The following is a 15,889-nucleotide window of genomic DNA, read 5'->3' on the forward strand; positions in this document are numbered from 1 at the left end:
TATGTGGCTCTTTTTTATTTTTGCAAAATTTTCTAAAATAAATATAATTATGTCAGGTTATATTTATAAATATAAATAAAAAATATGAATTTGTGAGAGACTCCAGAAGATTTGTTTACCAATTTGTTGTTTATGATATTTTTTTTCATAACAATGTATTTTTTTTTGAATTTGATGTGAGATATTTATGTAACTTTGGAAGCAATTAGATTTAGGACAATTATCTATTAGTATAATGTTTTGGAAAAATAAAGAAGACGAAGTGAAGAGTTTTTCTCTAAAAGATATTAATTTTATCTATCAGTATATAGTTCTGAAATATGATGAGGTTAGATACTATAAAAACTTATATTTTTTGTTGATTAAAAGAAGAGATGAAATTTTTGAGTTTATATCAATTATAGATCCTGATCATCTAAAAAATAGTGCTATGCTTTATATTACTGACGATCAGGAGCACAATAAAACTATTTTTGATAGAGAAACAAATAATATCCTAAATTTTGATATTAATAAAGAATTTATTAATTACCTTAAAATAAAACTTGATAGTTGAATGGTTTTCAAAAGGATAGATCAAGAATATGCAAAGCTTTTTAAGACCAAATGAATTACATTTTTTGTGTTTATAGCAGTTTTGTTTTTCATTGTTTATATAGTTGGTCGTCAGTTTCACGAACTGGATACAGAAGATATACAGGTAAATCTTGACTCGGTATTTTTCTTTTATGATTATAATATTTTTCTTACAGGTTTAGTGTTTTTTGTTGCATTTTCTATATTTTTCTTCAAGTATATAAAACATTTGCCTTTGATGGAGTATAATTTTTCCAAGTATTATGTGTTGTTGAAGTATAAAGAAGCATTATATGCTATGATTTTGAAGCATTATATTTATAAATGACCAACTAAAGATCCTGAAATATGATATATTAGACTAAAAGATGAGTTTTACAATATCTTTGTAAATATTTATGATTATATGGATAAAGATGAGTTTGCATGACTATTGTTTTTCTTGGAAAATCCCAAAGTTGATATATATATAAGAAATCCGTTTCTTAAGCAAGATATAATAAATGATTTCAAAAATTTGATAAAAGTTCAAAATGAAGATGTAAAAGAAAAATACACATTCTTCAAGGATGTGATAGAGAAAAATCAGGTTTATTGTAATCTTTTGAAGATGAATTTTGAAGAAGAGCTTGAGAGCTTGAAAGAATTTACCAATATGATGTGATTGATGCTTTATATAGTTATTACTTTGATTGTGGTTGGTATGATATTCCCTGTGCTTGTTTCTGCACTCTAAGATTTATTATTTAAGATTTTGGAAGATATGTTTGAAATTTTGACTATAGCTACTATACTAACTAATTTCTGATTTGTTTATCTGGTGTTGAGGACAAAGTGAGGAAAAGATAAAATATTTTATACACTATATATGTGAGCCACATTTTTAGTGTTTATTTTTTTGGTGTCAATTATGGATTTAGTTTTCATGATGTGGTTTTTTTATTTTATGAATTTGACTTTGGCTTATCTATTGTATACTGATTTTGTACTTTTTAATACCATAAAAGAGTTTTTGCTTAGTAAAATGGAAATGAAAGCAGAAGAGTCAAAAATTACTGAGGTTTTCAATGTGTGAATGTCCAACAAATTAAAAGAAATAAATAATCTTGAAAAAGATGTGATAAAACTAACATCTTCAGAAATAAATATTATTGATTTTGTAATGATAATTGTATGAATATTTGCAGTTATTTATTCTGTATCTATATTCTATCTTGGCTAATATTCAAATATTATTTTAGCTAGCTAGTGTATTTTTAAACTATAATTTAATTATAAATAAATGGAAATGAATAATATTTTTTGACAAATCAGTAGTTTTTTGTTATAATATTTGTAGTTTGTATAAAAAATTTATTTAGTTTGACTAAAAAAATATATTTAAATTACTTAAATAATAAAGCATGGTAACTGGTCTTTTAAAAAAGAAAGAAAAAACACTTAAGGAGAAGCTGACAGAAAGCATAAAAGAAATCCTGAAAGAAAATATGAAAATTAACTATATGATAGTGCCTAGGAGGACATTACAAACAAGTGAAAAATTTTTCATAAATATATATACAGATTTTATAATAAACTTGTATTCTTGAACAGATGAGGAACTGTTAAACATGAAATCTTATTTGAATGCCAATAAGACAAATTTTATTTTTTCCAAAGAACTTTCTGAAGACATACTTTTGAAATGTTTCAATGTGAGTTTTGTGGGGTTTGAGTTTGAAAAATTTTGGGAAAATAATGTTGAGGATGAAAATAAAGACTTTGATTCTATAATGAAAGATATTAAAAAAAGATATGAATCATTCAATGTAGCTATTACAGATAAAATAAAAAATGAGGCATATTATCTTTATAAATTTGATGACTACAAAAGATCGGAATTTTATCTTAAGGATACTTTCGTACTCATAAAAGATGGTGAAATGTACTATATATATACTACAAGAATGGACCTAAATCTTGCAAATATAAGAACATTTTCCTTTTTTGTAAAATGAAAGAAAAACTACAAGGTAATAGTAGTTTCTAATGAGTTTTTTTCAAAAAAGAAAAAAGAAATAGAAGATTATAGAAATACAAGAGTTTATTGATTGTCAGAAATTAAAAATCCTTTTCTTCTTACATACCTATGTAATAATATGACCAATCTTGATTTTTGAGATTTGAATATAACTTATTTTTATGCAGATGAGATGAATCCTCACAAGGTGAACTGTTCTGTAAGACACAAAAGAAAGTATAAAATAATAAACTTTGAAAATATATCTGACTTTGATATTAATGTTTTAGATTGAGATATAATTACTTTGGGATGAAAGCTTTCTTGAGTTGTTACAGTAACAAATGTAAAAGTTTGAAGATTTACATATAGAGTTTTGATAGTAAGAAAAAACTGAATTTATTTTCTAAATTTTAGAAAAGTTGAGTGAATACCTTATGATATAGAAGAACTAGAAGACAAATCATGAGTAGATGTGAAAGAGTATATAATAGATGAAGAAAACACAAACTCAAAAGTTTGGTTTGATGTGAATCGTCAACTTAAGCACTTTGATATAGACTTTCCTCTTGGGTATCAAGAGCAAGATATTGATATGGTGTTTTCAAAATTGGTGAGTTCTACAAAGTGAACTTTTTGGATTAACTGAAAAACTAACTCATGGAAGAGTACATCTTTGAAAAATATTTTGTTGAAATTTTATGAGTTTTATAGACAAAAATGAGAAAACAAAAATATACTCATGATTGAAAATCCGATAGAATGATACGATTATTATCTTAAACAGATAGAGGTAGATGATGAAGATATTGAAGACTACAAAGCCATAATAATGTGAATTAAGAGAGCGGATCTTGATATGTGTCTGTTTTGAGAACTTAGAACATATGATGTTTTTGGTGTTTTCAATGAGGTTGCCAACTCACTGCCGGTAGTAAGTACATTTCACGTATGAACAGCAGAAAGTTTCTTGTCTATGCTTGAGTATTATAGTAATAAAGCTGATCTTAACTGGAAAGATGTATTTGGTGCTGTAAATACTTCTATTGTGCAGATACCTTTGATGACAGAAAAAGCACCTTGGGAAGAATGTATCTATTATCATCCAGATGAAGAAGAAGAGTTGTTGAATGAAATTTTTTCAAGATTTAGATTGAATAGTGATGACCTTACAGAAGAAGAGCAAGAAATGAAAAGACTCTATTGAAGTCTTATCAAAAAGGCTTTCAAAAAATGATTGACCCCACTAAAATCATATTCTGAAAAAGCCAAACCTCAGCTTTATTATGAAATTCTTACTTGAGATATGCTAGGTTTGTTTTTGAACAAAAGAGAGAGCGAATTTAGTAATATTTATAAATATCTTTGATACTCCAACAATATTTTATATAAATCATTTGTTGGATTTCTTGAATGATACCTGACATTTGATAATGTGAAAATAGATGAATATAGTTTTGAATCAAGAATTGCTACTTTAGAAAAAATAAGCGAATATCTTGATAGTTTTGAAGACAAAAATTAATTTATAGAAAACATATATAAAATGAATGAAAAACTATTGTATCATTTAGACAAAAAAATTGAAGAACTAGAGAAAATATTGAATAACGAAGAATATGTAATAGATACAGAATATGATTTTGTTGACAAAAAAAATATTAATTCCAAGTTAGAAAAAATTAAAAATCTTGTCCAGGAGAATAATATAGATGTAGAATTGATATTATTGAATAAAGATGTTTGAAAGCCATTGTATAGTATTCTTGTGAATGATTTGGTATCAAAGAGCAAAAAACAACAAAGAATTAATTGGATAGTAAGGTTTATGTATTTTTCTTTGATTTTAATTTTTATTGTTCTTATATGATATTTTTTTGTGAATCCTCCTACAGAAGATACTATGGATGAATCAATAACACAAGAAAGTAGGTTTGCATGAGTAGAAGCTGATGAGATTGGGAAGCTTATGATAAAAAGACTTTCTGAGGATGAAGAAAATGTATACAAGCTAGAATCTTTCTTACAAGAAAAAATACAGCAGAAAAATTCAGACTAATATAAATATATTTTTATGTTGTAATATTCAATTGTATGTTGTACCTTTTTTATGTGTTTTATGTTTTTGTTTTGGGATTGATTTGATATGAAGATTATAAATATCATCTTATAAAATTGTATACTTTTTATTTATTTGTTTTGGCAAATATTGTATTTTATTATTATTTGTTTGGAGATTGGCTGATAACTTCTGTTTTGATTTTGGGTTTTTTGATGATTTTTGTGATGGATTTGTGGGAGATATTTGTGTGAGAGATCAAAACTATATGAAAATATTGGAGAATATGGTGAATGTGAGTATATGATTTGTTTTTGTATTTTTACATAATAGTATTTCTTGTATCATATATTTTCTTCAATTTTGGTGAAATACAGGCGATATTGGTAATTATGGGCTGTTTTATGATAACATTATTGGTATGATTATTTATTTTGAAAACCAAAACAGTTCCATTGTTTGCACTTTGAAGTGTTTTTCTTTTTAGTTTTTTTGTGATACATTTGTTGCTTACTTATTATTTTTAATTATAAATATTTTTGTCATAAACATAAGTGTTATTTTTTTGTAATTTCAATATTATTTGATAAAATGTCAAAATTGTTTATAATATACTTTAATAAAAATTAAATTTAAGAATTATATTTTCAAAAATGGATAAAGAAGTTTTGAAAGATCTAAATAAAAGGACAAAAGAGTTAAGAGACTTCTTGGAAAACAATAAGTTTTTGATAGATAGTAGTTTTATTAGAATTGATTCATCAAATTTAGATCAAAAAATAGAAGAATTGAAGTCGGCAATATCACAATCTGATTCTTGAACTACTGGTATAATAATACACAAAAATGTATGAAAACCTCTCAAAAATATATTGATTTCTGATTTGATGAAAAATTACAAAAAACAACAAAAAATAAATTTCATTCTTAGATATTCTTACTTTTTTGTGATACTTTTATTTGTAATAACTAGTGTGTTTTTTATATATTTATCTTCTGATGATTCAATTCATTCAAAAAATTGAATAAATGATTTTGATTATCAACAACTTGAAAGAGTGCTATCTTATAAAATAGAAAAAGATCCACAAAATCTTGATAAGTTTCTTTTGAGTGTGGATAAAGAGTTTGAATCATTTGATAAACAAGAATTTTTAGAAAGTGAATGATCGGATGAGTGAATAGTTTTCCATCTTGAAAACCTTAGAAATGAAATAGGTGATATGCATGATTCTGATCATCAACAAACAGAAGAGGACGATATTGACGAAGAAGATACAGAAGATGAAGAAGAGCAAACAGAAGAAGATGATATTGACGAAGAAGATACAGAAGATGAAGAAGAGCAAACAGAAGAAGATGGTATTGATGAAGAAGACACTGAAGATGAAGAAGAGCAAACAGAAGAAGACGATATTGATGAAGAAGACACTGAAGATGAAGAAGAGCAAACAGAAGAAGATGGTATTGATGAAGAAGACACTGAAGATGAAGAAGAGCAAACAGAAGAAGACGATATTGATGAAGAAGATGCTGTAGATGAAGAAGAGCAAACAGAAGAAGACGATATTGATGAAGAAGATACAGAAGATGAAGAAGAACAAATAGAAATTTCTGAAGAACAAGAAGAAGTGCATCAACAAATAGATGAGTCTGATTGACAAGCACAAATAGAGGTAGTTACAGTAGTAAATATAAACCTAAGAGACGGCCCAGGTACCAGCAATCAAAGATTGCTTACTATACCTTCTTGAGAGTATATTCAAATATTTGACTATGCTTATAGTGAAGGTGAAGCTTGGTATCAAACAAACTATCAGTGAACTGATGGATGGATTTCTTGGATAGGAATTGATGATCCACAAATATTTGAATAAAAATTTGCATTTTAGCCCAAAATAATTAGTATAAAAATTAAATTTATTTTTTAATTTTTGAGTAAATGATTCAGATACCAGAGTATGTTAGACCTATAATATTGGAGAATTTGGAAAAAGGTAAAAATACTGGAAATGATCAACCATATACAAAATTTATGTATTTTTGGCATAGTCTTGCTTTTTTTTCTGAAGCATATACACATAAAGACTCAGTACCTCAAGCATTGGAGTATATAAATATGGAATTTAGACCCAAATTTGAGTTGTTTGCTAACAGTGAGCAAATAACCAAGTTTTACAATTATGTATCAACAAGACAGCTTGACAAACTAAAATGAACACAATGATGAATAATAAATACCAAAATATATTTAAAGTATTTTGAATGAAAAAGATGAGTTTATCTAAGGAATGATAATGTGAAAGAATGTATAAGAATAAGTGATAAAATGTATATTATAGCTCAGCAATACAATTCTATCAAAAACTTTCATAGCTTTTTGTTTAGTATGTATCAGATAAGAAATAATATTTTCGTAGATCGTGATGAAGATCCTGTAGAAAATTTAGAAGAACTTCTTTCTTATGCAAATCCAGCTATGGAAGAATTCCTTGATATTTTTTATGAAAAAATTTGAGTAAACTAGTGAAGAACTGCATTTTTATTTTCAAAATCCCTGGATGGGATTTTTTTGTTTTTGTCACTATATATTCTTAATATTTAATCAAAAAAGAATATATTTTGAATAAAAATCCTTGGTTGTAAAATAAATTTTTAGTCAGTCAAATACTTGGGGATAAGTGATGATGTAGTATTTTGGTTGTCCAATATACAACTACATATTGTAATTTTTTTTGTGGCTTTGGTATGTTGTTTTGATAAAAAACAAAAAAAATTTAAAAAAAGTCTTGAAATTATTAAAAATCCTGATACAATTGTAATTGCATTTATATAATAAATTAATAATAAATATGAACAAATATACAAACATACAAGCTATGATCAACAAACAAAGATCGTGAGACGAAAATATATGAAGACTGATAGTGTTTGCTATCACAATTATAATAGCAGTATGAGTACTAGGTTTGCTAGGGTACTTTTATACTCAGTATCAAGAAGAAGCTAGAGTAATGTCAGTGATGAGTAGTTCATCAAGTACACCAACTGATCTTCTAGGTATAGATTACTGTGATGATACTGATGATGGTGCAGGTATAGAATATGATGCAGTACAGTGAGAATATGCAGTAAGTTGTTGAGACAGTGGAACCGAAGGTAGTTTTGAATGGGATGAGTATTGACAATTGAACAATATTGGTGATGATTCAAACTGGAGTGTAAGTTCTCTTAGTGGTGATGTTCAATTCTATGAGGTACAACAATAATAAATCTTAACCAAAATGTCAAAACTTCCAGTACTATAGTGCTGGAAGTTTTTTGTTGAGCAAAAAATTTTTTGAGTTGACTTTGAAGATTTGTGTAGTCAGTAGTTTAAGATTTTTCTATTGAAACATTAGCAAAAATATATATACTTGGCGGATTTTGATTTTTTAAATTTATTAAAGATGGAAGAGCAGTATAAAAATTTTAAACAAATACTGGTCAAAAAAAGATGCTGAGCAACAACTGAAATTTGAAAATTTATTACTTTTTTTATGACAACTGTTATATGAGTTAGTTTTTTGTCAATTTTGGCTTATTACTACTATTCATACAGGGAGGAAACTACCGTAGTATCAGTTCTGTCAGATAGTAGATCTACTCCTCAGCAGCTACAAGGTATTTGACTTTGTGATTCCGTATGATCTGGTGCAGGCATAGAACACGAATGAATACACAACTCTTATGCAGTTGCTTGTGGTGACAATTATGAAATTTCAAATTGGGATGATTTTGTAAACAATTATAGAGAAATTTCTAAATTGTGAGAAGATCCTTCTTGGGCAAGTTCTTTGTCTTGAGACCAGATAGTAGAATATGCAGTTCATAACTAATTTTAGCAGAAGTTTGTGCATGATAAATATTTAATTTCTGGATTTGTTGAGTTGCTTTTTAAAGTTTGATTTTTTTATTTGAATTTTTTTGTGATTGACAATGTCTCAGAAAAGATTATACTTTGTTTTTAAGATAATAATTCTTTTATGAAAAATATATCAAACATAGAATCTATCCAAATTGAATTTTTACAAGAGAAGTTTTGATTACCTTCTGGAGTGTGAGTAGATTTTGACTACTTGAGAAAAGTATATCAAGAAATAATAGATAGAAACCGCAATCCTGTGGTAATTACATCAAATCATGGTGATATAATTTTTATTAATAGTTGGCTTAAAGATTATATTGGATGACAAATATCTGATGTGTTGACTATTTCTGATATACAGAATCCCGAAAATCTTAGAAAAGATATAATAAAAAATAAAGACAACGAACAAATCTGAATAAGATGTAAGAAAAGGTAGCGTTGTTAAAAAATTATCAGTAATAGAACTTTTCAATAACTTCATAAGGAGTTTTATTATCTAGTCATTTATGTGGCTTTACAGTGTTATATCGATTTACAAATCTTTTTAAAGACATTTTTCTATGTTCTGATGACTTAAAAACTTCCTTACTGTGCCACATATCGATTAATGTTCTTATAACCCTCTCTGCTTTTCAATTTGTTCTTGGTGTTCTAACTTTTGTAAATTTTTGCTTTATTCAGCTTTTTACACACTCTTTAACAAATTCATGTTTATCATTTCATTTGTACTCAACTCAATTATCTGAGTACACACACTCAATAGTGTAAGGACATTCATCTATTACCTGTCTAAGAAACATAGACGAAGATACTTGTGTCTTATCTTGCATTATAGCTACATAAAGTTCTCTAGAATAGTCGTCTATTCATACAAATAAGTATTCAGACTTTTTGTTTGCTGCTCATCTTATAAGAGGTAGTTTTTTTGTGTCAAAATGCATCATTTCTCAAGGGTAGTTTTTATTGTATCTTCTAGCTTCTTTGTTTTTCTTTTCTATTATCTTAGATTCTATTTTAGCTAATCTAAGTAATCATCGCCTAATGTTTCTAAATCTATTATTGATAGAATTTCTTGGTAAAAACTCTTGAGTTCTTGCTCTCTTTATTATCTTGTATATGGTAGGCAATGATACATTGAACTTAATATGTAAATCCTTAGGCTTCATTCATCTTTTATAGTATTCCCAGACCTCTTTTCTCTGGAGTGGTGTTAGTCTTGTATTTTTATGTATATTCATTACATAGTTTGTTATCAAATAAATAGTATTTTGTATACACATTATTTTTAACAACGCTATATAATCTTACAAATAAGATATACAATAGATGATATTACAAAATCACAATTTGTAAGTAATAAGATTTCTCAACTGTCCCAAAAAATATTATCTGCAGATTTTGATATAAATGAATTTGCAGAAATAATACTAGATGGTGTAATGCAGATAACTCACTGAAAAATTGCTTATATATGACAGGTAGAGGACGGAAAACTCATAATAAATGCATTTACCAAAGCGGTTTGGAATGAGTGTGGACTTTGGGATAAAAATACAGATACAAATGTACAGATAGAAAAGCCTTGATGATTGCTGTCTTTGCCATTCAACAATAAACAATGATTTTATACAAATGATGCACCAAATCACCCAGATTCTACCGGAGTTCCATGTGGGCATGTCAAGATACAAAATTTCTTGTGTGCTGTTGCAAAATCCCAGTGAAAAGAAGATGATATTGTATGACAAATAGGTGTAGCAAATACTCCTAATGATTTTGATGAGGCGGATTTGGAACTTATCCAGCAGTTTGCAAATATTTTTTGACTTGCTATAGAAAAGCATAAAAGAGAAAAACAACAAAAAAAACAGCTAGAATTCCAAAAATATCTTACAGAAATATGAAGCTCTTTTTTGTATATACAGTCAGAAGCTGAATTTAGAAGCCAACTAGAAAATGCTTTGTTGCTTATGAAAAATTTTTTTCAAACAGATCAGGTTTATCTTTTTGAGATGAATACTGATGATAGTTGTGTAAACACCTTTAATAGTATTTGACATATTAATATAAATGGCTCAGTACCAGAAAGTTTGTCATTTCATCAATTCAAAAATTTTTTTGAAAATATAAGAAATTGAAATCATGTTTTGTATTCCAATGTAGATGAGATGGAGGATATACCAGAAAAAAAGGATTTACAGCAAAGAGGTATTAAAACATTTATAGCATTTCCTATAATGCAGTGAGATGATTTTTTTGGTTTTTTCTGACTCAATACTACCAATGAGTTCAAGAAATGGACTGATTCAGACTTATTAAGATTGAAGACATTTTCTGCATTAATTACCAATGCTTTCCAAAAACATAACTTGGAAAAATCCATGCTTGAGGCAAAAAGACAAGCAGAAGATGCCAACCAAGCAAAATCAAAATTTCTTGCTAATATGTCACACGAAATAAGAACACCTATAAATGTAATTTATGGAATTTTAGATGAACTAACTCAATGAAATGTTGATGAGCATACATCAAAATTTTATAAAGAACAATTAGAAGAACAAAAAAGAAAACTTTTGTGAATTATAGATGATATTCTGGATATCTCAAAAATAGAGGCAAACGAAATTGATTATGAACCCGAGAAGGTAAATATAACATATTTAATCTCTTCTATTGTCTCTTTACAAAAATTTTCAAACAATAAAAATATAGATATATCTTGTCATATAGATCCTTTGTTGGAAGATGAGTATTTTTGGGGTGACACTCAAAAAATTTCTCAAGTAATAACTAATCTTGTGAATAATGCAGTAAAATTTACAAGTGAATGATGTGTACAAGTGTCTATAAACCAAATTGAAGAATCTCAAGACTCCAAAAAAATTCAAATAGATGTAGAAGATACTTGAATATGAATCCCAAGTGACCAGCTTGATCAAGTATTTGAAAATTTTGTACAAACAAATCATCCATCAGTTTGATATTGATGAACTTGATTAGGTCTTGCAATCACCAAAAATTTAGTAGAAATTATGTGATGAGAAATAACAGTCTCTAGTCAACAATGAAGTTGAAGCTGTTTTAGTGTTGTTTTGCCTTTCCAAAAAACAGGAGAGTCAGCAGAATCAGCATATTTGCCTGAACCTGTTCAAGAATCAGAAGAAAAAAGTGTTGAGTATTACCAGCAGTTCAAAGTACTAATAGTTGAAGATGAGCCTATAAATCAAATGTTGTTGAAAAGTATTTTAGAACAAAGATGATATCAGGTAGTTGCTGCTGATGATGGTGAACAAGCGTTGGATATATATCAAAAAGGAGACTTTGATATTATAATTACAGATATTCAAATGCCTTGAATGTCTTGAGATGAACTAGTAGAAGAGATCAAACAAAATTCAAATATTCCTGTGATAGCTTTGTCAGCATTTGCTACTAGTGAAGAAGTAGAAAAGTTTAAAAGAAAATGATTTAATCACTATCTAACAAAACCAACAGAAAAAGCTGATATTTATAGAGTGTTAGATTGGTTTTTGGAGGATAAAGCTTAATTTTTTGAGTTTTTTACTAAAATGTTTTGATAATTTATTTGAATTTCAAGAAAATATTGTTATTATGATATAAGTTTAACCTTATTAAACCAAAAATGTTGCACTATATCACTTGAAAAGTACTAGAAACCAATAAGAAAAAAATTATAAAAAACGATTTTTTTGGAGTAGAGGCTGTGTATTTGTGAGAAAAAACATCTTGAGATTTTTTACTGTATCCTCATTTTGATCAGAATCATTCAACTTACTTTTATTATGCTTTTGATAATTTTGAACAAAAAGATTTTTTCACACTATCAATGAAGCTACCTTGAGTATGAGCCAAAACAGCATATTTGATAAGTATGCAAAACCAAGAAAATCTCAAAAATGCAATAGAAAATTATGATCTAAAATTTTTTCAAAATATACCTTGAATCTGAACAAAAACTGCAAGAAGAATAATTGTAGAACTCAAGTCATCAATAGAGTCAAAAGACCTTTCAAAGCTTGATATAGATGAAAAATTGTACAATGATATAATAAAAACTTTAAAACCTTATTGATTTGATACAGAAAAAGTAAAAGTATTGCTTTCAGAATGTGATATAAAACTTGAGAAAAGCAAGATTAATGAAATTATTAAGTGGTTGCTTGACAACTACAATTAGATTGACTAAAAATATCCAATCAAATTTCCAATTTACAGGCTTGATTTTTATGTTTTTTTTGATAAAAATAAGTATTTATAATTAAATCTACTGATGTTCAATCATTGAATACTTGGTATGAATGCAAGAAACCTTTTGTACATAAAAAAATTCAATCCCAAAAAAGCAATCCGTCTTGCAGACAACAAGATAAAAACCAAGAATTTCTTTCAAGAAAGAGGAATACCTGTGCCAGAAACTTATGCAGTTATCAACAATCGTAATGAATTATACAATTTTGATTTTGCATCTCTTCCAAAGAAAAATTTTGTAGTAAAACCCAACAAATGAAGTAAATGAAGGTGAATTTTTGTAACAAAGCTTTTGGAAGATTTGCCAGAATGATATTCTGTTCAGCAAAATACAAAATGTTTTTTTGAAAAATACTTGGGGATCAAAAAATCTAGTGATTACAATTATTATTATAAAACAGGAGGTGAAGTTGTAAATGATGATGTGTATAGAAGATATCTTGTAGACATATTGGATGGTAAGCATTCTATGACACTTTGAGGAGACAAAATTCTTATAGAAGAAAAACTATCTCCTGGAGATAATTTCAAAAGGTTTTGTCAGTATTGACTAGCTGATATAAGAGTGATAGTATTCAACCTTATACCAGTTGCTGCAATGGTTAGAGTGCCAACGATAGAATCTTGATGAAAAGCTAATCTTGCACAGTGATGAATATGATTTTGAGTAGAAGTAGGTTCTGGGAAAATCAAATCTATGTACTACAAATGACAAATTTTCAAGAAAAAATTTCCTTGAGCTTTTGAAGATTTTCAAAACAAAAAATTGCCATTTTGGAATGATATATTATTATATAGTTCAAAAATTCAGTATTTTGTAAATCTTGGTTATCTTGCTCTTGATTGGGTAGCAGTCAAGGACCAACCAAAACTTTTGGAAGTAAATGCTAAAGCTGGTTTGGAAGTACAAACAGCCAGTGTCTTGTGACTTAGAAAAAGGCTTGAAAAAATTTCTGATGTTAGTGTAAATAGCCCAGAAAAATGAGTAGAAATATCTAAAAGTCTTTTTAACTCTTCAAGATGAAATCTTGTGGCAATGTGAAAAGTTTTGTATTTGAGTCAAAAAGCTAATATTATCTTGGAGTCAGAAGAATGAGACCAACAAATACCTGTAGTGGTAAGAGTAGATATTAAAAAAGAGAAAAATTATATATCATCCAATCTTTATGAAACTGTCCAAGAACATAATCTTTGAGATACGGTTTTGGATATATATGAAAGCGAGATTAGGTTAAAAAACCCAGTTTTTCAGTGTTCGGATAAACTCAAAAAAAATGAGATAGTTTTGTGACATCCTTCTGTAAGTGAATTTTATATCAAACCAATTCACAATGTTATTGATGAAATAAATATTATTAGCGACAAAAACATACTAGATGAAGAGAAAGAATATTTGTATACTATAGATCAACAACTCAAAAAAATTCAATCAAAATTGAATATTACAAAACTGCTAAAACCAATAAATTATTTGGATGAGCTTGACAATTTTATTACTTGGAATTGAAATTATAATCCAAAATTTGTATACGATTGGCCAAGTACTGATAGATTGCAAGAAATAGAAGATTGGTTAAAAAAACTAAAGGAAAATTATTTCAATGAAAACTTTTGATTGAAAAGTAATTTTGCTTGATTGTTCGAAGAAAAAATAAACGAGCTTGAAATTGTTTTGAATCTTATAAATTCTTATAAAAGAGAAAAGTATTCTGATATACTCAAATATAATGAAATGCTATACTGAAAAATGGAGGATGAAATACTTCAACTTTCCAAACAAAAAATATTTATGGATGAGCCATCAGACGATGAAGTTTTATGAGAGTATCTAACTTTCTCTCAAACAAAAAAAATAATAAAAAAATATCTAGATGAAAGATGAATTACTGGAGTAAGAATACAAGTTGATCCTTCTTCTTATGCTAGAATTTCAATTGTTAGATGAAAAAAAATTACCATAAAACTTTCTGGGCATGCCAAATTTAGGCAAAAAGAGATATACTCAACACTTGCTCATGAGATTGATGTTCATCTTAGAAGATATCTTAACTGACTAAAAACTTGATGGAATATTCTTGCCAATTGAACTTGATTTTATATAAAAGATGAAGAATGACTTGCTGTATATAAAAGTATAGAAAATTTACCTGAAGATTATTTTAAAGTTTGAATATACAAAAAGTATTATCTTCTGAATCAAGCTCAGAAACATTCATTTTCTAGACTTGTAGATATGATTAGATGATTGGAAAATAGAACTTTGAATTGAGCATTCAAAACTGCATTGAGAGCAAAAAAATGAGTTCAAAATACTTGATTTGTTGACTGATGAGCTATTTTTATGAAAGACAAGATATATCTTGATTGATATATGAAAATAAAAGATTGGATAGAAAACTGATGAGATGTAGAGCAGTTCATGAAATGAAAAATAAAAATAGATGATATGAGTAAGATTTTTTAGAAGTTTGTTTCAAATTTTAAATTGTAAAAAATCTATAGTATAATTTATTTATTTATGATTTTTGTGATATATTTGATTGGAATTGCTTTAGATTTCTCAAAATATAAATAATATCTTGAAATTAAATCCAAACTCATTATCAAGTTAGTAATAATTTATATTTTTAGTAAATTTATGGATAAGTATATAAGTTTGTTTTTGAATATCAATAATTTTGTGCCTAATTCATATCAACTGGATGCAATATCAAATATGGTAGACAATAAAGATAAAAATGTTTACTTTTTTTGTTCAAACAAATTTATTTTTGAGGGAATACACAAATATTTATCAGACAGAATTTCTCCTGAGGACCTGATATATTATTGAGATGTAAATGGTCCAGATTATATATATTCGCAACAATCAAACCTTGAAATAGTTTATTATATACTTGAAAGTATTGATAAAAATCCAAACGATCGAAAAAACTGATTAATTTTTGTTGATAAAATCTCTTATGACTTTTTTGCAAAATCCAATAAAGAAAATCAGCTACAAGAAAAACTAACTCACATAAACTCAAAAATTTGTTGTATCTAACTTGAAATTTTATTAAAAAAACTTATAGTT

General features: G+C 27.1%; 16 protein-coding genes. 15 read left to right on the forward strand and 1 reads right to left on the reverse strand.

Annotated features, from left to right (window positions below):
• Window positions 1-84 precede the first annotated feature (84 nt).
• The 11 genes from HLG78_RS04370 to HLG78_RS04420 all read left to right on the forward strand — a co-directional run bounded on the left by HLG78_RS04370 (window position 85) and on the right by HLG78_RS04420 (window position 8,980).
• Window positions 85-231 (forward strand): hypothetical protein, encoded by a 147-nt coding sequence (locus HLG78_RS04370; protein ID WP_231176559.1) that lies wholly within the window; start codon window positions 85-87, stop codon window positions 229-231.
• 4 nt (window positions 232-235) lie between these two features.
• A complete protein-coding gene (locus HLG78_RS04375; protein ID WP_231176562.1) occupies window positions 236-1,312 on the forward strand; it encodes a hypothetical protein in 1,077 nt (358 codons plus the stop codon).
• 27 nt (window positions 1,313-1,339) lie between these two features.
• Window positions 1,340-1,798, forward strand: a complete 459-nt coding sequence (locus tag HLG78_RS04380) for a hypothetical protein (RefSeq protein WP_231176565.1) — start codon at window positions 1,340-1,342, stop codon at window positions 1,796-1,798.
• Window positions 1,799-1,979: 181 nt separating this feature from the next.
• Complete coding sequence (locus tag HLG78_RS04385) at window positions 1,980-4,100, forward strand: ATPase, T2SS/T4P/T4SS family (RefSeq protein ID WP_231176568.1); 2,121 nt, start codon at window positions 1,980-1,982, stop codon at window positions 4,098-4,100.
• A 21-nt stretch (window positions 4,101-4,121) separates the two neighbouring features.
• The gene (locus HLG78_RS04390) at window positions 4,122-4,634 is read left to right on the forward strand and encodes a hypothetical protein (protein WP_231176572.1); all 513 of its coding nucleotides are present in this window, start codon (window positions 4,122-4,124) and stop codon (window positions 4,632-4,634) included.
• Between the two features lie 35 nt (window positions 4,635-4,669).
• On the forward strand, window positions 4,670-5,161 hold the full coding sequence (locus HLG78_RS04395) for a hypothetical protein (protein WP_231176576.1): 492 nt from the start codon (window positions 4,670-4,672) through the stop codon (window positions 5,159-5,161).
• A gap of 126 nt (window positions 5,162-5,287) precedes the next feature.
• Window positions 5,288-6,511: an SH3 domain-containing protein gene (locus HLG78_RS04400; RefSeq protein WP_231176579.1), complete on the forward strand. Its 1,224-nt coding sequence runs from the start codon at window positions 5,288-5,290 to the stop codon at window positions 6,509-6,511.
• 65 nt (window positions 6,512-6,576) lie between these two features.
• Entirely contained in the window at window positions 6,577-7,161 is a 585-nt protein-coding gene (locus HLG78_RS04405) for a hypothetical protein (protein ID WP_231176582.1), read from the forward strand.
• A 325-nt stretch (window positions 7,162-7,486) separates the two neighbouring features.
• Window positions 7,487-7,903 carry a hypothetical protein gene (locus HLG78_RS04410; RefSeq protein ID WP_231176587.1) on the forward strand — a complete coding sequence of 139 codons (417 nt, stop codon included), beginning with the start codon at window positions 7,487-7,489 and terminating at the stop codon, window positions 7,901-7,903.
• 180 nt (window positions 7,904-8,083) lie between these two features.
• Entirely contained in the window at window positions 8,084-8,512 is a 429-nt protein-coding gene (locus tag HLG78_RS04415) for a hypothetical protein (RefSeq protein WP_231176592.1), read from the forward strand.
• A 147-nt stretch (window positions 8,513-8,659) separates the two neighbouring features.
• The gene (locus tag HLG78_RS04420; protein WP_231176595.1) at window positions 8,660-8,980 is read left to right on the forward strand and encodes a hypothetical protein; all 321 of its coding nucleotides are present in this window, start codon (window positions 8,660-8,662) and stop codon (window positions 8,978-8,980) included.
• A gap of 13 nt (window positions 8,981-8,993) precedes the next feature.
• Here the strand turns inward: HLG78_RS04420 and HLG78_RS04425 are convergent, their stop codons facing one another.
• Window positions 8,994-9,782: an integrase core domain-containing protein gene (locus HLG78_RS04425; RefSeq protein WP_231176132.1), complete on the reverse strand. Its 789-nt coding sequence runs from the start codon at window positions 9,780-9,782 to the stop codon at window positions 8,994-8,996.
• A 201-nt stretch (window positions 9,783-9,983) separates the two neighbouring features.
• On the opposite strand from HLG78_RS04425, the gene HLG78_RS04430 reads away from it, so the two are divergent.
• The 4 genes from HLG78_RS04430 (at window position 9,984) to HLG78_RS04445 (ending at window position 15,859) form a co-directional block, all read left to right on the forward strand.
• Window positions 9,984-12,092 carry a GAF domain-containing hybrid sensor histidine kinase/response regulator gene (locus HLG78_RS04430; protein ID WP_231176598.1) on the forward strand — a complete coding sequence of 703 codons (2,109 nt, stop codon included), beginning with the start codon at window positions 9,984-9,986 and terminating at the stop codon, window positions 12,090-12,092.
• A gap of 95 nt (window positions 12,093-12,187) precedes the next feature.
• Window positions 12,188-12,742, forward strand: a complete 555-nt coding sequence (ruvA, locus tag HLG78_RS04435; RefSeq protein WP_231176601.1) for a Holliday junction branch migration protein RuvA — start codon at window positions 12,188-12,190, stop codon at window positions 12,740-12,742.
• Window positions 12,743-12,835: 93 nt separating this feature from the next.
• The gene (locus HLG78_RS04440; protein WP_231176605.1) at window positions 12,836-15,277 is read left to right on the forward strand and encodes a tyrosine/phenylalanine carboxypeptidase domain-containing protein; all 2,442 of its coding nucleotides are present in this window, start codon (window positions 12,836-12,838) and stop codon (window positions 15,275-15,277) included.
• A gap of 174 nt (window positions 15,278-15,451) precedes the next feature.
• Complete coding sequence (locus HLG78_RS04445; RefSeq protein WP_231176609.1) at window positions 15,452-15,859, forward strand: hypothetical protein; 408 nt, start codon at window positions 15,452-15,454, stop codon at window positions 15,857-15,859.
• Window positions 15,860-15,889 lie beyond the last annotated feature (30 nt).

The organism is Candidatus Absconditicoccus praedator, from assembly GCF_021057185.1.
GTDB lineage: Bacteria > Patescibacteriota > Gracilibacteria > Absconditabacterales > Absconditicoccaceae > Absconditicoccus > Absconditicoccus praedator.